This window comes from Streptomyces sp. NBC_01717, from assembly GCF_036248255.1.
In the GTDB taxonomy this organism is placed as follows: domain Bacteria; phylum Actinomycetota; class Actinomycetes; order Streptomycetales; family Streptomycetaceae; genus Streptomyces.
Window position 1 is genome coordinate 7,890,809 of record NZ_CP109178.1, and the last position, 16,868, is coordinate 7,907,676.

13 protein-coding genes and 3 pseudogenes are annotated in these 16,868 nt (G+C 69.9%); 2 read left to right on the top strand and 14 right to left on the bottom strand.

Features of this window, described 5'->3' with window-relative positions:
- On the bottom strand, nt 1-246 hold the full coding sequence (locus tag OHB49_RS35805) for a hypothetical protein (RefSeq protein ID WP_329165028.1): 246 nt from the start codon (nt 244-246) through the stop codon (nt 1-3).
- Nucleotides 243-1,121: pseudogene (locus OHB49_RS35810) on the bottom strand (ricin-type beta-trefoil lectin domain protein); the annotation flags it as partial. The gene OHB49_RS35805 and the pseudogene OHB49_RS35810, both read right to left, overlap by 4 nt.
- Nucleotides 1,122-1,191: 70 nt before the next feature.
- Between OHB49_RS35810 and OHB49_RS35815 the strand changes: the two are divergent.
- A protein-coding gene (locus tag OHB49_RS35815; RefSeq protein WP_329165029.1) for an IS3 family transposase occupies nt 1,192-2,354 on the top strand; the annotation gives its coding sequence in 2 pieces (ribosomal slippage) (nt 1,192-1,476 and nt 1,479-2,354; 1,161 coding nt in all).
- A 34-nt stretch (nt 2,355-2,388) separates the two neighbouring features.
- Here OHB49_RS35815 and OHB49_RS35820 read toward each other — a convergent pair.
- Nucleotides 2,389-2,541: pseudogene (locus OHB49_RS35820) on the bottom strand (ricin-type beta-trefoil lectin domain protein); the annotation flags it as partial.
- A gap of 472 nt (nt 2,542-3,013) precedes the next feature.
- On the opposite strand from OHB49_RS35820, the pseudogene OHB49_RS35825 reads away from it, so the two are divergent.
- Nucleotides 3,014-3,421: pseudogene (locus OHB49_RS35825) on the top strand (protein kinase domain-containing protein); the annotation flags it as partial.
- 132 nt (nt 3,422-3,553) lie between these two features.
- On the opposite strand, the gene iolB reads toward OHB49_RS35825, so the two are convergent.
- The 11 genes from iolB to OHB49_RS35880 form a co-directional block, all read right to left on the bottom strand.
- Nucleotides 3,554-4,435, bottom strand: a complete 882-nt coding sequence (gene iolB, locus OHB49_RS35830; protein WP_329165030.1) for a 5-deoxy-glucuronate isomerase — start codon at nt 4,433-4,435, stop codon at nt 3,554-3,556.
- A 29-nt stretch (nt 4,436-4,464) separates the two neighbouring features.
- Entirely contained in the window at nt 4,465-5,343 is an 879-nt protein-coding gene (locus OHB49_RS35835) for a Cgl0159 family (beta/alpha)8-fold protein (RefSeq protein ID WP_329165032.1), read from the bottom strand.
- A gap of 106 nt (nt 5,344-5,449) precedes the next feature.
- Nucleotides 5,450-6,463 carry a 5-dehydro-2-deoxygluconokinase gene (gene iolC / locus OHB49_RS35840; protein WP_329165033.1) on the bottom strand — a complete coding sequence of 338 codons (1,014 nt, stop codon included), beginning with the start codon at nt 6,461-6,463 and terminating at the stop codon, nt 5,450-5,452.
- A gap of 29 nt (nt 6,464-6,492) precedes the next feature.
- A complete protein-coding gene (locus tag OHB49_RS35845) occupies nt 6,493-9,162 on the bottom strand; it encodes an alpha-mannosidase (RefSeq protein ID WP_329165035.1) in 2,670 nt (889 codons plus the stop codon).
- The gene (locus tag OHB49_RS35850; RefSeq protein ID WP_329165036.1) at nt 9,155-10,309 is read right to left on the bottom strand and encodes a Gfo/Idh/MocA family protein; all 1,155 of its coding nucleotides are present in this window, start codon (nt 10,307-10,309) and stop codon (nt 9,155-9,157) included. Before OHB49_RS35850 ends, OHB49_RS35845 begins: the two co-directional genes overlap by 8 nt.
- A complete protein-coding gene (locus OHB49_RS35855) occupies nt 10,306-11,196 on the bottom strand; it encodes a sugar phosphate isomerase/epimerase family protein (protein WP_329165037.1) in 891 nt (296 codons plus the stop codon). Before OHB49_RS35855 ends, OHB49_RS35850 begins: the two co-directional genes overlap by 4 nt.
- Nucleotides 11,187-12,413 carry a CehA/McbA family metallohydrolase gene (locus tag OHB49_RS35860; RefSeq protein ID WP_329165038.1) on the bottom strand — a complete coding sequence of 409 codons (1,227 nt, stop codon included), beginning with the start codon at nt 12,411-12,413 and terminating at the stop codon, nt 11,187-11,189. The genes OHB49_RS35855 and OHB49_RS35860 overlap by 10 nt, the downstream gene beginning before the upstream one ends.
- Entirely contained in the window at nt 12,410-13,537 is a 1,128-nt protein-coding gene (locus tag OHB49_RS35865) for an ABC transporter ATP-binding protein (protein ID WP_329165039.1), read from the bottom strand. Before OHB49_RS35865 ends, OHB49_RS35860 begins: the two co-directional genes overlap by 4 nt.
- Nucleotides 13,537-14,418 carry a carbohydrate ABC transporter permease gene (locus OHB49_RS35870; protein ID WP_326632188.1) on the bottom strand — a complete coding sequence of 294 codons (882 nt, stop codon included), beginning with the start codon at nt 14,416-14,418 and terminating at the stop codon, nt 13,537-13,539. The genes OHB49_RS35865 and OHB49_RS35870 overlap by 1 nt, the downstream gene beginning before the upstream one ends.
- Nucleotides 14,415-15,404: a carbohydrate ABC transporter permease gene (locus OHB49_RS35875; protein WP_326632189.1), complete on the bottom strand. Its 990-nt coding sequence runs from the start codon at nt 15,402-15,404 to the stop codon at nt 14,415-14,417. The genes OHB49_RS35870 and OHB49_RS35875 overlap by 4 nt, the downstream gene beginning before the upstream one ends.
- On the bottom strand, nt 15,382-16,803 hold the full coding sequence (locus tag OHB49_RS35880) for an extracellular solute-binding protein (RefSeq protein ID WP_329165040.1): 1,422 nt from the start codon (nt 16,801-16,803) through the stop codon (nt 15,382-15,384). Before OHB49_RS35880 ends, OHB49_RS35875 begins: the two co-directional genes overlap by 23 nt.
- Nucleotides 16,804-16,868: the final 65 nt, after the last annotated feature.

Here is a 16,868-nt window from a genome sequence, read left to right on the forward strand (position 1 = left end):
TCAGCGGAAAGTGAGGACCGAGGCCGCTGCGACGGTTCCGCATATGTGCTTGACCAGGAACGACAGGTTGGTGACGTGCAGGGGCTCGTCGACCGCTGACGCGATGGCGACCGGCCGAACCGTCATGGCCAGGGCGAGGGCGGCGAAGGCGAGCCAGAGGCTGAGACGTTCGGGTCTCCGGAAGGCGGAGCGGGTACGCCAGATGGTGACGGCCCAGAGCAGGACCGCGGGTATCGCGTCGATCATCTATCGGGCTTCTCAGGAATCGTTGAGCGCGGCGTTGAGCGGCGCAGTGTGCTGGGGGCGGCCTGGTCGCTGGTTCCACGCAGTGCAGCACGCGTCGCGATGAGGCCGGTCAGTGTCTCCGCGACCCAAGCCGCCGGGCGCAACGTGCCCGACTCCTGGACGAACTGTTGGTTCGCCGCACCCGAGCAGTTCCACAGGATGAGCGTGGCACCCGCCTTGTAGTCGGCGCCCGGCACATCGAGGCACCGGTCGTGGCTCAGTTCCGTACGGACGGCCTTCGTGCCTGCGTCGTACCACCAGCCCTGGTTGCGGCCGCCGTGGCAGTCCCAGCCCGCGATCTTCGTGTTGTTGCGGGTTACCGACGCGGGGACGTCGACACACGTGCCGGTGGCCTCGTTCTTCAGGGGCTTGAAGACCGAGTCCCAGGCGGCAGGCTCCAGGACCGGCTTTCCGGTGCTCGCCGGGTCGGCGCAGCTCGCCTCGCGCAGACCGGAGTTGTAGATCTGGGTCAGGCAGGAGGCGAAGGCGGCGTGCCCGCGCGCGTTGGGGTGGAAGGACTGCCGGACGGAGTTGGAGTCCGGCGGGAAGTGCGACAGGTCGATGTAGAGGCCGCGGGCCCAGGTGTCCTCCATGCAGACCTCGTGGCCGTGGAAGAGCCGGGAGTTGTCGAGGTAGACGGCCCCGGTGTCGGCGGCGGCCTTGCGCATTCCGCGCTCGAACGCGGGGACGGCGACGTTACGGCCCCAGGCGGCGTCGGAGTCGTAACCCGCGCAGCCACCCGGGATCTTGCCGGGGAAGTTCGGGTTGTCGTTGAAGGCGGGGCCGATCGGGCTGGGGTAGCCCATCACCACAAGCTTGTAGTCGCCACTGGCGTAAGGGTCTGATGCACGATCGGGTGACATATGAACTGGCTTGCCCTGTAGGGCGGGTGGGAAGGATGTCGCTGTGCCCAAGCCTTATCCGGAAGAGTTCCGCCAGGATGTCGTGCGGGTCGCGAGGAACCGCGGCCCGGGCGTGACGATCGAGCAGGTGGCCGCCGACTTCGGGGTTCACGCGATGACGCTGTGGAAGTGGATGCGCCGCGCGGACATCGACGACGGGACAAAGCCCGGAACGTCCGGCCAGCAGAACGCCGAACTACGGGAGGCACGTCGGCGGATCAAGCTGTTGGAGCAGGAGAACGAGGTCCTGCGCCGGGCCGCGGCCTACCTGTCCCAGGCGAATCTCCCGGGAAAAGGATCTACCCGCTCGTGAAAGAGCTGGCCGGTGACGGTGTTCCCGTCACGGTGACGTGCCGGGTTCTGAAGCTCGCCAGGCAGCCCTACTACCGCTGGCTCGACCGACCGGTGACCGATTCCGAGTTCGAGCAGGCTGCTCGCGCGAACGCATTGTTCGACGCTCACCGCGAGGACCCGGAGTTCGGCTACCGGTTCCTGGCCGACAAAGCCCGCAGCGTGGGATCTGGCATGTCCGACCGGACCGCGTGGCGGATCTGCCGGGACAACCGCTGGTGGAGCGTCTTCGGGAAGAAGCGCGGGCGGACCAGGAAGGCGGGCCCGCCGGTGCACGACGACCTCGTCCGCCGTGACTTCACGACGGACGGCCCGAACCGGCTGTGGCTCACCGACATTACCGAACATGACACCAGCGAAGGGAAGTTGTATCTCTGCGCGATTAAGGACGTCTTCAGTAAGAGGATCGTGGGCTACTCCATCGACGATCGGATGAAGTCCCGACTGGCCGTCGCAGCCCTGGACAGCGCCGTGGCCCGCCGCGACAACGTCGCCGGGTGCATTCTCCACAGCGATCGCGGATCGCAGTTCCGGTCAAGGAAGTTCGTCCGGGCGCTCGCCGGCCACCAGATGGCTGGTTCGATAGGGAGGGTCGGGGCGGCGGGCGACAACGCGGCCATGGAGTCGTTCTTCAGCCTGCTGCAGAAGAACGTCCTCGACCGCCGACAGTGGGCCACCCGTGAGGAACTGCGGATCGCGATCGTGACCTGGATCGAGAGGACCTACCACCGACGCCGCAGACAAGCCTCGCTCGGCCGGCTGACCCCCGTCGAGTTCGAGATCGTCATGACCACACCGGCCCTCCGGGCCGCGTGACCACACCTGTCACCCAACCCTGCATCAGACCCTAACCGGCGTCTGACATGACGTTCTGCAGGTCGCGTACGGTCTTCTCGACCTTGGGGACGAGCCCGTCGACCCGAGCCTGCCAGCCGCCCTCGTACGTCGGCCGGCACGCACCCTGGAGGAGCACCCAGCGCTCCACGCAGTCCGTCATCACCGGGCGGCTCCAGATCCTGCCGAACCCCGGCTGACCAGCAGACTCAACCGTCCCGACGAGCCTGGACAACCCCACCGGAACCGTGGAACCCGGGGCCCACTCGACGCTACAGCCGGGCCGTCTACCTGCCCGGATCCCGAAACCACCATCAGTCACACCACAAGGGGTTCGTGGGCAAGCTGACGGACCCTCATGAACGATTGAGGTTAGCCTGCCCGCCGGCGAACCCCCGTCAGCTTGTGCCGACGGGGTTCTGCGTGTGGCGATGGGCCGCACCGTACGGTGTTCCACTACACGATGAAGCCCCGCCATGCTCCTGTTGGCGGGGCTTCATCGTGTGCGGCACGGAGCAGCCCTGGGCTTCCTGTTCGTCACCCGCTTTGCTCTGCCGTACTGCTCTGCGGCTAGTTTGTGTGAGGACAGGTACGCAGGCCCGTGGTGGCAGAGGTGCACGGGGGACGGGAGGTCGGGAAGAGTGTCGCTGCGCGGAGGTGATCCAGCCGAGATCGGCGGTTATCCACTTGAGGCGCGGCTCGGCTCGGGTGGCATGGGCACGGTCTTTCTGGCCCGAACGAGTTCGGGGCGACCTGTCGCGATCAAACTGATCCACCAGCAGTTCGCGGCGGACGACGAGTTCCGCATCCGTTTCCGACAGGAGGTGGCGGCGGCGAGGCGGGTGAGCGGCGCGTTCACCGCCGCCGTGGTCGACGCTGCCCCTGAGGCCGAGCAGCCGTGGATGGCGACGACCTATATCGAGGGGCACACGCTCGCCCAGCACATCACCACGAAGGGCCCGCTGAACGGAGCGGAGCTGAGAAGGCTTGCCATCGGGCTGGCGGAGGCGCTGCGCGACATCCACCGGGTGGGGGTCGTCCACCGTGACCGCCGTCACTGTAGGAGCGGCTTCCGGCATCAGCGGCTGCCGGCGGCCGTCCCGCTCGGTGTGCTGGGCGGCGAGGAAGCGGACCAGCGCCTGGGCGACGGTCAGTCGGATCACGGGCTTGTCGGTCATGCCTTAAGCCTCCGGGGCTTCGTAGAACGGCAGCCGCGGGTCCACCGGGGTGTCCGGCCAGGTGCCGCGGATCCAGGTCTGGTCGGGATGGTCGCAGATCAGCCAGCTGCGCTCAGGGCCCGGGCCCGCCATCACGTTCAGGTAGTACAGGTCATGGCCCGGCGCGGCCATCGAAGGGCCGTGCCAGCCGTCCGGTATCAGCACCGCGTCGCCGCTGCGCACCTCCGCCAGCACATCGGTGTTCCGGCCGCGGCCGGACGGGCTGACACGCTGGTAGCCAAGGCCGGGGCTGCCGTTGTGGGCGGCGGTCTCGAAGTAGTAGATCTCCTCCAGCCGGGACTCCTCGCCCGGCCGGTGTTCGTCGTGCTTGTGCGCCGGATACGACGACCAGTTGCCGCCGGGCGTCAGCACCTCCACGGCGATCAGCCGGTCAGTTTCGAACACCCCGGCCGCCGCGAAGTTGTTGACCTGACGCGAGCAGGAGCCGCTGCCGCGCAGCTCCACAGGAACGCTGGACGCGGGCCTGTAGCGAGCAGGCAGCCGGCGTTCGCAGCGGGCGCCGGTCAGAGCGAAGCGGCCGCCGGCTTCCGTCCGTACCGTCACCGAAGCGTCACGCGGCACATAGGCGAAGTCGCTGATGCCGCTGAAGACGTCCTTGCGGCCCTGGATGTCGAACTCGGCGTCGTCGCAGGTCACCGTGCAGGCGCCGGAGAGCGGCAGAACGAACCACTCGCTGTCGCCGGTGGCGAACGTGTGCTCGGTGGCGGGCGCCAGCCCAAGCACCCGCAGCGAGGAGTGCTCCCAGCCCGCGCGCTGTGGGCTGATGTCCATCAGATACGGTCCGCGCGCCGCGCTTCCCGCCGGAACATATGGATCCAGCGTCATGTTGTCAGCCTCTCTTGGTCCTGATCCGGTCAAAGCAGCCCGACGGCCGTGTCGACCGCCGCCGCCACGTCGCCGTCCGGCGGATAGAGCAGGGAGCGGCCCACGACCAGTCCGCGCACGGTGGGCAGCGAAAGCGCCCTGCGCCACTTCTCGTAGGTGGCGTCCTGTTCCCTGCTGACCTCGCCGCCCAGCACCACAGCGGGCAGTGTGGAGCTCTCCACCGCCTCGGCCATGTCGTCAAGATCGGCGGTGACCGGCAGCTTCAGCCAGGTGTAGGCCGAGGTGCCGCCAAGGCCGGAGGCCACCGCGATCGCGGTGGCGACGGCCTCGCCGCTGAGGTCGTTGCACACCCGGCCGTCCACGCGCCGCGAGATGAATGGCTCGACGAAGACCGGCAGCCGCCGCTCCGCCATCTCGTCGATCGCCCGAGCCGCCGACTCCATGGTCGCCAGCGAGCCGGTGTCGTCGTAGTCGATCCGCAGCAGCAGCTTGCCGCCGTCGAAGCGGTGCCGCTCGATGTCCTGCGGGCGATAGCCGGTGAACCGGTCGTCCAGCTCGAAGGACGAGCCGGCCAGCCCGCCCCGGTTCATCGAGCACAGCACCACCTTGTTGTCGAGGGCGCCCAGCAGGAGCAGGTCGTCAAGGATGTCGGCGGTGGCGAGCACGCCGTCCACGCCCGGCCGGGACAGGGCGATGGTGAGGCGGTCGAGCAGCTCGTTGCGGTTGGCCATGGCGAGCCGCTGTCCCCCGACGGCGAGGGCTCCGCGCGCCGGATGGTCGGCCGCGACGATCATCAGTCGTCCGCCGTCGCCCACCAGCGGGCGGCGGACCCGCCGGGCGGCGGCCTCGGCGATTGCTTCGGGGTGGCTCGATCGCACGGCGGTGAGGTCGGAGATAGTGAGGCTCAACTGAGAGTTTCTCTTTCTGACTTGCTGTGCTGAAGGAGTCATCTGCCTACGCGCTGCCGCAACCGCCTTGCTCCCATGGAGGTCTGGGGGCGGAGCCAAGGAGCTTTCACCCCGGCACCTCAGCGGAGCTGAGAAGCGCGTCGACCTCGGCGGTGGTCGGCATCGCGGAGGAGCAGGCGAGGCGGGAGGCGACCAGGGCGCCGGCCGCGTTCGCGTAGCGCATGATCGCCGTCAGGTCCCAGCCCGACAGCAGGCCGTGGCACAGGGCCCCGCCGAACGCGTCACCCGCGCCAAGCCCGTTGACCACCTCGACCGGGTGCGGCGGGACCTCGGCCTCGGTGCCGTCCCGGTGCACGGCCAGGACGCCCTTGGGGCCCTGTTTGACGACGGCCAGCTCGACCCCGGCGGCGAGCAGCGCCTCGGCGCAGGCACGGGGCTCGCGCTCGCCAGTGGCGAGCGCGCACTCCTCAAGGTTGCCGACGGTGACCGTGGCGTGGCGCAGTGCCTGCGTGTAGTACGCGCGCGCCTCCTCGGGACCGGAGTGCCAGAACATCGGGCGCCAGTCCAGGTCGAAGATGGTGGCGGTCTGCGCGGCGCCCGCCTCCTTCGCCGTACGCGCCGCGCTCCTGGCGGCCAGGGCCGTCAGGGTCGCCGTGCGGCTGGGCTGCTCGCAGAGCCCGGTTCCGGTCATCCAGAAGATCCGGGCCGCGCAGATCACGGCGAGGTTCAGCTCCTTCGAGTGGATCTCCAGATCCGGCGCCCTCGGCTGCCGGTAGAAGTACAGCGGGAAGTCATCGGGCGGGAAGATCTCACAGAAGGTGACCGGAGTCGGGTACTCCGGCACCTCCGTGACCCACCGCGCGTCCACGCCGAACTCTTCGGTCAGCGCCTGGCGGCAGTAGTCGCCGAACGGGTTTCGCCCGGTGCGGCTGATCACCGCCGCGCGGCAGCCGAGCCGCGCGGCGGCGACCGCCACATTGGTGGCCGATCCGCCCAGGCACTTGCCGAAGGACTCCACCGCGGGCAGCGCTACGCCGGTCTGCAGGGGGTAGATGTCCACACCGATGCGACCCATGGTGATCACGTCGAAAGGTGTTTCCGGCCCCTGGTTTGCGTTCATGTCTCCTCCGGCAGGGCGGTCCTGGCCACTCAGTGGCCCAGCTGTACGGTCGCGATCTCCCAGGCGCGAAGCGGCAGCCGCAGCACGCCCCCGTCCACGGGCAGCTCCTCGCCGGGGCGGCCCAGCAGATCGCAGCGCCGGGCCCGGGTGAAGCCGCTTTCGACCACGGCCACAGTGTCCGCGCCGCCCTCGGCGACGACGCGCACCTCGCTCCAGCCGTCCCGCTCGCGGGCGCTGGTCAGCACCACGCCGGGGCCCTCGACCGCGAGACCGCGCTCCGGCTCCGGCAGCGGCGCGGACGCCTCGGCCGCGCCCGGGACGGCGTACAGGCCGTGTCGGAACTCCTCCGCCGCCCGCAGCACCGCATCCGACGCCGAGGTCCAGGCACCGGCGTACGGCAGCAGGGCCAGCGATACCGAGCGGAGGCCGCGGCTCTGCGCACCCGGCGTCGGCACCTGCGGGCCGGCCGGCTCGTCGCGCAGCGGGATCCGGTTGCGGGAGATCTGACCGGACGAGCGGAGCAAGGTGAGCGCCAGCTCGCGGCCTTCCTCCACCAGCTCGTACTCGCTGTACTCGTCCAGGAGCACTGCGAGCCCGCCCGCCGCGACGAAGCCCGCGGCGGGGAACGTCGGCAGTGGGTACTCCCCGCCGCCGCCCTCCGCGGTCAGACCGCGCTCGACCACCGCGAACTGGCCCTCGGCGAAGGAGGACTCGGCCTGCTCCGGCAGCGGCAGGTGCAGGCGCAGCCGGTGGTCGTCGCAGCGGTTGTCGAATTCGACACCGATCCGGGCGTACGGCTCGGCGGCGCGCAGTTCGACGCGCAGGGTGACGGTGACTGGCTCGGTGCGGGCCGAGCGGCCGTCCACGGCGAAGTCGCCGGCGGCGGGCCAGCTGTAGCGCCGCTCGACCTCCAGCGCGGCGCAGAGCGGGGAGCCGGCGGTGCGCGTGATCCGTACCGACTCGGGCTCGGCAACCAGTACATCGGCGGCCGGCGGGGCGTAGTTGTAGGTGTCGCCCAGATCGCCGCCGTCGACGAGCGAGCCGAGGCCGGCGGTCGTGGTGCCGTCCGCGCCGGTCAGGCTGAAGGTGCCGTCGCCGGCGACCTCGATCCGTACCAGGCCGTTGTCCAGCACCCGGCCGTCGCAGCGCACGTCGTTCGGCGGCAGCGCGGCGTCGGCGGGCGAGCCCTGGTCCGGCGTTCGCACGGCGGCGTAGCCCAGCGCGGGGACCTCGGCCCAGACGGGCACCTTTTCGCCGGGCGACGTGAGGATACGCACCCGCAGGCGGCGTTCACGCCAGCCCTCGCCGAGCGCCTCGCGCACTTCGGCAACATCGAAGGCGGCCGACTCGTGGCGGGCCACAGCGAAGGTCAGCGTCGAGCCGTCCTCGCTCAACGACCAGGAGGCGACGTGCCGCCCGTACAGCTCGGTTCCGTGGATACGGGTGAGTGCGACCTCCGCCGGCAGGTCCCGGTCGTCGGCGAGCACCTCCACACCCGGCCGGTCGACCTCGGCGAAGACCACGCCGGAGCGCTGTCGCGGCGAGGGGTTGAAGACCAGCAGCGCGTCCTGCGGGACGGCCGCCGCCCGGCGCTGCCCGATCAGATCGCACACCGCCTGGCCCAGCTGCTCGGCCTCCGCCATCCGGGCGCCGACCTGGACGGCGGTCTCGTCGCAGCCGCAGCCGGTGACCGAGTCATGGCAGCTGACGGCGATCAGCCGCTGCCAGGCCATGTCCAGGAACCGCTGCTCGCCGCCGTCGCCGTAGAGCGCGGCCATCGGCTCGGCGTAGCGCTCGACCCAGCGCTCCGCGTGGCTCATCGCCCGCTTCAGCTCCGGGCGGATGGAGTTGACGCCGGGCAGGATGTTCGCGCGGGCGTGGCTGCGGAGCTCGCCGTGCACCAGCGGCAGGCCGTCGGTACCGGCGGGCAGCCCCTCGAAGAACGCCGCCAGGGTGGCCAGCCGCACTCCGATGCCCGTCTCCTTGCCCGCCGCGGCCAACAGGTCGGGGGCGTCGGTCGCCGGCGCGGTGTGATCCGAGCCGTACATGCCGAGCAGTGGCCCGCTCTCCGGCAGCGTCCAGGCGCTCATCCGCTCATGCAGCTCCCGCAGCCGCTCGGCCACCGCGCCGCGGTCGGCGAGCAGGCCCGCGGCGTTGCCGTAGCCGCCGGCCGGGAGGTAGCGGGTGCGCACCGCAGTGCCGTCGGGGGAAACCCAGGCGAAGGTGTCCGACGTGACGGCGCCGGGCACGCCGCGGAAGACGCAGGCGTGGTCCAGGCCCGCGCCGCGCAGGATCTGCGGCATCTGCGCGATATGGCCGAACATGTCCGGAAGATAGCCGACGGGCATCGTGCCGCCCAGCTCCCCGGAGCGGCGGATCCCGCGCTCCAGATTGCGGACGACCTGCTCACCGGAGCACAGGAACTCGTCCATCAGGATGTCCCACGGACCGACGGCGAGCCGCCCGGACTTCACCAGCGCCGTCACCCGCTCGCGGGCCTCCGGGCGTACCTCCAGATAGTCGTCCACCGCAGCCATCTGTCCGTCCAGGGTGAACCGGTGGCGCGGGTCGGCCTCCATCCGGTCCAGCAGCTCGTCCAGCAGCGCCACCAGCTGCAGCCGGAAACGCTGGAAGGGCAGATACCACTCGCGGTCCCAGTGGGTGTGCGGGACTACTACGAGCTCATGGCTGTCACTCATGCGCGGACTCCCCGGCGGTGGTCAGGCCGTCACGGTCGGCGAGGCGACGGACGGCCGCTTGTGCGAAGGCGATGTCGGCGGCCGCGTCGGGGACCCCCGACAGGGGCGGTACACCCTGGGTCACGAGCCGGTGGAAGACGGTCAGTTCGGCCTCGAAGCCGCTCACGGGGGAGCGGAACTCGGTACGGGTCTGCTGCTCCTCGCGGCCCGTCGTCGCGATCAGCCGAGTAGGGGCGTTGAGGAAATACGGGGCCGGGAAGACCAGCTCCGCGCTGCCCGTGGCGTGGTGTACGGCCACTGTCTCCCGGTAGGCCGGGTAGTTGGGCTGGTAGAGCCAGCGGATGCCGTACCGGCCGCCGCCCCGCAGTTCGCCGGAGAGCTCGAGGGACGGCGCGTCGCCGGGGCCCGCGTTCCTGGCGGGCCACATCACGGCGTGGTCGACGGTGGCCGGAGGCCCGGCGAGCAGCCGGATCAGGGACAACTCGTGGCAGACGCTGTTCATGATGATGCCGTACAGCTCTCGCAGTGCGGCGGGCGCCTCCTCGCCGAGGGCGGTGCGCAGTGGCTTGTCCCCTGCGGCGCGCAGCTCGGCCAGCAGCTCCGGGGAGACGTCGCCGGCGGGCGGCGGCAGCTGGGCGAAGGCCAGCTGCGACTGCGGGGAGGGGTGCAGCACGGTCACGTCGATGTAGTGGATCGCAGCGGGGCCGCCGGCCTCCTCGACCAGCGCGGTCAGCCGCTGCGCTGCCGGGTCGTACTGCTTCATATAGCCGACCATCAGCCGGGCCGTCAGCTCCTCGCCGAGGCCCTCCAGTTCGGCCATCTCCTGCTGGGCATAGCCGAGAGGCTTCTCGGCCAGCACGTGGTAGCCGCGGCGCAGCGCGTCGGCGGTGGCCGGGGCGTGGCTGCCGGAGGTCAGCAGCAGTACGGCGTCGAAGCCGCCCGCCTGAAGCATGGTGTCGACGCTGGTGAAGCGGCGCTCGGCCGGGACACCGTAGCGCTCCCCGGTCCGCTCGGCCACGGACGGCGAGACGTCCGCGACGGCGGAGAGTGTGAAGCGGCTGCCGAGGCGTTCCAGCAGGGGCAGATGGATGGTCTGGGCGATGGTGCCGAGGCCGGCCACCGCGACCCGGACGCGGTCGGTCGTCACAGGCCCGCCTTTCGCAGCGCCTCACGGTTGGTCCGCTGGTCGGCGAGAAGGCCGGCGGGCTCGCGGCCCGTCTCGGGTGCGTCCTGCTCGATCACGGCCCAGCCGGTGTAGCCGGTCTCCTTCAGTACGGCCACGACCTCGGTCATCTCGATCTCGCCCGTGCCGAGCACGGGGAAGGCACCGTCGCGTACCGCCTGGGCGAAGTCGCCGCCCGCGGCGCGGGTGCGCTCCATGGCCTCGCGGGAGGCGTCCTTGATATGCACCTGCTTGATCCTGGGCGCCCAGTCGCGCAGCGCCGCCAGCGGGTCGCCGCCGGCCAGATAGAGGTGGCCGGTGTCGAGGCAGAGCGAGACATCGGTGGCCTCGAGGAGCTTCTCGACCTCCTGCGCGCTCTCCACATCGGTACCCAGGTGGTGGTGGAACACCGGCTCCAGACCACGCTCCCGGCACCGGTCCGCGGCCCGCTGCACGCGGGCGGCGAAGCCCGCCCAGTCCTCGACCGTGCCGTAGGCGATGCCCGGGCGGGCCATCCGCTCGGCGTTGTCCGGGCAGGCAAGGGTGGGGCGCGGAGCGAAGACCGGGTCGGGGACGGGAACGGCGGTGAAGACATCGAGGGCCGCCTCAAGACCGGCCTGGTCGGCGCTGAAGCCGTCCTCGGCGCCGTAGCGCAGGTCGATCCAGCCGCCCGCCAGGGCCAGGCCGGCGTCCGCGAGCCGGCCCGGGAGGGTGTCGACCGTGCCCAGATAGCCGATCGGGCCGGAGTCGATGCCTTCGTAGCCCGCCTCGGCCAGGGCGCTCAGCAGCTCGGTGGCGGTGAGGGGGGCTCTGTCGGCCGCGTAGATGCCGAAATTGACCGGTGCGTTCGCCACCCGGATGTTCACTGACACAGTGCGGTTACCTCGTTCTCGTAACTTTCCAGACGGTGCAGCCCGCTCTCAGCGGGAAAGGTGGTGCGGTCCGCGTGGACGAGCTCGCGCCGTCCGTCGGGGCGGATGAGTGCGGTGCCTTCGGCGCCGAGCGCGAGAAGTTCGTCCCCGAGCCGCAGCAGCAGGGGCGCACCGGGGCCCGCGGAGACCGCCGTACGCCCGGCCGCCAGGGCAGCGAGCAGGGCTGCGGGGCTGTCGTCTTCGGCGAGCAGCCAGGTGGTGGGGGAGCCGGGCCGCCCGTCGTTGCCGTGGCGGTGGAAGTCGCTGCCGCCGATGGCGATGACATCGGGCCGCCATGCCTGGGCCCAGGACAGCGGCGCCCCCCAGCGGCGGTCGAACCAGCCGGAGTGCCAGACCTCGGCGTGCCGGGGCCGGTCGGCGAGCGGCAACCGCCAGGCGCAGTCGCTGCCCAGCGGGTGGTTCAGGGACATGACGCCGCCGTGTGTGCGGGCGTGCTGGTACCAGGAGTCGGCGGGCTGACGGAAGTCCACCCAGCCGGTGTCGCCGAAGACGTTGGCGTGCCCCTCGTCGCGGGTGACCTCCTGGCCGGGGAGTAGCCTGATGCCGTAGCGGGCTCCCACGGCCGGGAGCTCCGGGTGGTGGCTGACCGTGTTGTGGTCGGTGACGGCGAGGAAGTCCAGACCCTCGTCGCAAGCCAGCCAGGCCAACTCGGGAACGGTGAGGGCGCCGTCGCTGTGCACCGTGTGGCTGTGGAAGTCGCCGGCGTACCAGAGCATTTCGCCAGACGCCGGGATATCCCGGCGCTCGCGGGCGGGCGGCCGTCCGCCCACCGGCTTCGGCGCGGCGGGCGGGGGCAGGGGGGCGGGGCGGGTCGTCGAGGTGGTCACCCGCACCTCGTAGTCCAGGCCGCCTGGCGGGATACGGTGCAGCCGCAGCAGTACGTGCCAGAGGCCGGGCTCCAGCTCGCCCTTGAGATAGCCGGGCGTCGCCCAGTCCACGGCCACCGTGTAGGTATCGCGGGCGCCGCCCGACCAGCCGCGGAAGGCGTCCGCGCCGAGACAGCCCAGGTCCAGCACGCCCTGCTCGCGGTCGAATTCCAGCTCGACGGTGACCGCCGCCGCTCCGGGAGTCACCTCGAAGGGAAGCTCCCGGAGCATCAGCTCCAGCCGGTCCCCCAGCGACCAGCGGCCGCGGTGGACGGTGGTGGTGACGGTCATGCGGCGGCTCCCTCCTCACGGCCGGCGGCATCCTTGGCCGCGGCGTCGCCTCCGGCGTCGATGAGGTCGCCGTCGCGGTACAGCAGCACCCGGTCGGTGCGTGGTATCGCATAGCCCTTGTCGCCGGCCTTGAGGAAGACCTCCTCGTCGACGACGACCTGGACGAAGCCCGCCCCGCCGTGCAGCGTCACCAGCTGGGCGCTGCCCAGGTTCTCGATCACCGTGACCTCGCCGGAGAAGGCGTCCTGGACCGGCTCGGTGGAGTACGAGAGGTACTCCGGACGGATACCGAGGACCAGTTTCTCCCCGTCGCCCAGCGCACCGCCCGCGTACTCGGGGGGCACCGGCAGCTGCTGATCGCCGATGACCAGGTTCCCGCCGGACACCACCGCGTCCAGCAGGTTCATCGGGGTGGAGCCGATGAACGAGGCCACAAAGGTGTTGGCCGGCCGGTGGAACACCTCCTTCGGCGTGCCCAGCTGGCGGATCCGGCCGCCCTCCATCACCGCGATCCGGTCGGCAAGCGCCAGCGCTTCGGCCTGGTCGTGGGTGACGAAGACGGTGGTGACGCCGAGTTCACGCTGGAGGCGCTTGAGGAAGGTACGGGCCTCCAGGCGCATCCGGGCATCGAGATTGGACAGGGGCTCGTCGAAGAGGAAGACCTTCGGATGGCACGCCATCGCCCGGGCCAGCGCCACGCGCTGCTGCTGCCCGCCGGACAGCTGCCCGGGGCGGCGTGCCAGATAGTCGCTCAGGCCCAGCTCGGCGGCCGTCTCGGCGGCCTTCTCCGTACGTTCGGCCGTCGGGACCTTCTTGATGCGCAGCGGATAGGCGATGTTTTCGGTGACCGTCATGTGCGGGAACAGGGCGTAGTCCTGGAAGACCATCGCCACATCCCGCTGCCCGGGCGCCGTGTTCGTCACATCCCGGTCGCCGATCTGGATCGAGCCGCCGCTGGAGGCTTCGAGGCCGGCGATGGTACGTAGCAGGGTGGTCTTGCCGCAGCCGGATGGCCCGAGCAAGGCGAAGAACTCGCCGTCTTCGACCGTCAGGCCGATCGAGTCCAGCGCGCGTACTCCGCCTGGGTAGACCTTGACGAGTTCGCCCATGGTGATAGATGCCATCAGCGCTTGATACCTCCGTGGAACCGGAATCCGTACCGGGAGCTGACGAAGAGAAACATCAGGACCACCGGAAGGGAGTAGAGCAGGGAGTAGGTGGAGATGAGTGCGAGGTTCGGCTGCCCGCCCTCGGTGTAGAAGGTGTACATCACCACCGCGGCCGGGGACTTCTCCGGCGAGCGCAGCAGCAGGAACGGGACCAGGAAGTTGCCCCACACCTGCGCCACCGACCAGACCGCGATGGTCGCCAGCCCCGGCCGCACCAGCGGCACGACGATATGGCGCACGATCTGCAGCGGTGAGGCGCCGAAGACCCGCGCCGACTCCTCGTACGACACCGGCGTGCCGTCCATGAAGTCCTTCAGGATGAAGATGGCGCTGGGCAGCATGCCGCCGGTGAGGATCAGGATCACGCCGAGCTGGGAGTCGATGAGATGCAGCTCGAAGGCCAGGTTGAACAGCGGCACCATGGCCGCCGTACCGGTCACGATCGACGACAGCAGGAGCAGGACGTACAACAGCATGTCCCGGCCCGGCAGCTTCACCCGGCTCAGCGCATAGGCGGCCAGCGCGGAGAACAGCAGCGTCAGCGCGCCCGTGCCACCGGCCAGGATCACCGAGTTGCCCAGTGAACGCAGCGCGTACGGGTTGTCCGCCAGCACCTGGAAGTTCCGCAGGGTGAAGTCGGGCAGTGAGACGGTGACGCCGGGTGCCGAGTCGAACGGGGCTGCGAGCAGCCACAGCAGCGGCAGTGCGAAGAACGCGATCAGCAGGCAGATGAACGTGTAGAAGCCGGCGTGCCGCAGCACGCGCCGGGCCTGTGCCACAGCGGCCCCATGCTCGGCGGCATCCCGCCTGGTCGCCTTGATGTCGGTGGCGGTCATGCGGCATCGTCCTTCCGCGACCTGAGCATCCGCACATAGAACAGCGCGATGATCAGGTTGAAGAGCAGCATCAGCACCGAGATCGCCGCGCCGAAGCCCAGTTCGCCGCTGTTGAGTGCGAGCTTGTAGATGAAGACCGGCATGATCTCGGTCTTGTCGTCCGGGCCGCCGGCGGTGAGCATGAACGGCGTGAAGTCGTTGAACGTCCACAGGCTGATCAGCAGCAGGTTCGTCAGGATATGGCCCTTGATCCGCGGGATCACCACATCGCGCAGCTGCTGCCAGGTGGAGGCGCCGGCCAGCCGGGCGGTCTCCAGATGCGACGGCGGCACGTTCCCGATGGCTGCCGCATAGAGCATCATTGAGAAGGCGGCGCCCCGCCAGATGTTGAACACGATGATCGACGCCATCGGGTACTCCAGCAGCCAGCCCGTGCCAGGCGTCTGGAGCAGGGCGTTGAGTGTGCCGCTGTCGCGGTCCAGCAGGGCGATCCACAGGAACGCCACCACGGAGCCGGGCAGCACCCAGGCGAGCAGCAGCAGCGACTCGACGAGGCGGCGGAGCGCCCCGCGCCGTTCGCGCATCACCCACGCGACGGCGAAGCCGAGCAGCACCTGGCCGATGACGGCCGAGCCGATGACGTACTCGACGGTCAGCCACATGGAGTTGCCGAACCGGTCGTCGCTCAGCGCGTTCTGGAGATTGTCCAGCCCCACGAACTGCGGGTTCGCCGCGGCGAGCCCGGTCAGCCGGTAGTCGGTGAGGCCGAGGTAGATGGTCCAGATCGCCGGGAACAGGAGGAAGGCCGCGATCAGCAGCATCGCCGGGACGATGAACGCTGTGGCGCGGGCCCGGCCCAGGCCGGCGGCATCGCCGCCGGCCTGGACACGGTTGGAGGGGGCGCCCGGTGCCTCCGGGCGCCGCTCCACGTCCTCGCTCTTCGCCGGTGTTCCGGCTTCGAGCTCAGGACTTGATGTTGCCGGCACCGCCCACGGCCCCTTCCAGCTTCTTCGCGTAGTCGGCCGCCGCCTGCTCCGGGCTCTTGCCGTCGACCACCGCGGCCGTGGCCTCCTGCAGCAGCGTGGAGACCTGTGCGTACTCCGCCAGCGGCGGGCGGAATGAGGTGACGGGCAGGACGTCCTTGGAGACGAAGCTCAGCATCGGGTCGCCCGCCAGCACCTCGTCGTTCACGTCGGTGCGAGCGGTGATCCGGGCCTCGCCGGCCAACTGCTTCTTGATGGCGTCGGCCGAGTTCATGAACTTCATCAGCTCGAAGGCGAGGTCGGTGTTCTTGCTCTTCGGGTTGATCGTCTGCACCCCGCCGCCGGAGTAGGAGACGAAGTCCTGGCCGTTCACGCCGGAGCCGGCCGTCATGGCCGGGATCTTGGCGTAGCCCACGACCTCGTCGCGCTTCTCCATCGGGGCGACGCCGCCCTTGGGGTTGATCACACTGCGCCAGAAGTAGTCGCCCTCGAGCAGCATGCCCACCTTGCCCGCGGCGAACTCGGCGAAGGACTTGTCGCGGCCCTTGGCCTCCTTCTGCAGCAGCGGGTCGCCCAGCTTGTCGCCGTAGATCTCGCTGTACAGCTTCAGGGCGTCCTTCACACCCTGGGTGGCGCCGGTCCACTTGCCATCGGCCCAGGCCGATTCGCCGGTGCCAGCCAGCAGCGGCAGGAAGCCCTGCATGGTGGTGGCCTCACCCATGGCGGTGCCGGCGTTGAGCTGGATCGGGGTGACGTCCTTGACCGACTTCAGCTTCTCGCCGGCCTCGATGATCTGGTCCCAGCTGGTGGGTTGCCACTTCTCGGGCAGACCGGCCTGCTTGAACAGCTCCTTGTTGTAGTAGATCACCCGGCCGTCGCTGCCGCCGGGTATGCCGTAGAGCTTGTCCTCGAAGGTCGCCAGCTGCTGCACGGAATCCGGGATCTGCTTCCAGCCGTCCCAGCTGGAAGCACCCTTGACAACGTTGTTCAACGGCTTGATGTACCCGGCCTGGGCGAACTCGCCGACCCAGATTCCGTCGATGTCGTATACGTCCGGTCCGGAGCCCGACTGCAGGTCCAGGGCCAGCTTGGTCTTGTACTGCTCGTCGTCCACGCCGCTCGGTCGGAACGTCACCTTCACGTCGACGCCCTTGGCCTTCTGGGCCTTGGTGAACTGCGGGATGACCCACTTCTCGATCCAGTCCGCCTGCGCGGCGTTCTTGCCGCCAGCGATCGCGTTGGCCGTGATCGTAAGGGAGTTGGAGCCCCCGGCGTCATCGCCTGAGCCGCCGCAGGCGGCCAGGATCAGCGTCAGGGAGATGGCGCCAGTGAGCGCCATTGCACGTCTGGTCAGCACATTCATGGATGGGGTCTCCTCGGTGAAGTACCCGGACCCTGCCATGTGATTCACAATGACGTGAAGAGCTAATGTCTTAACAATTAAGTAAAGGGTCTTGTAGTGTCTAC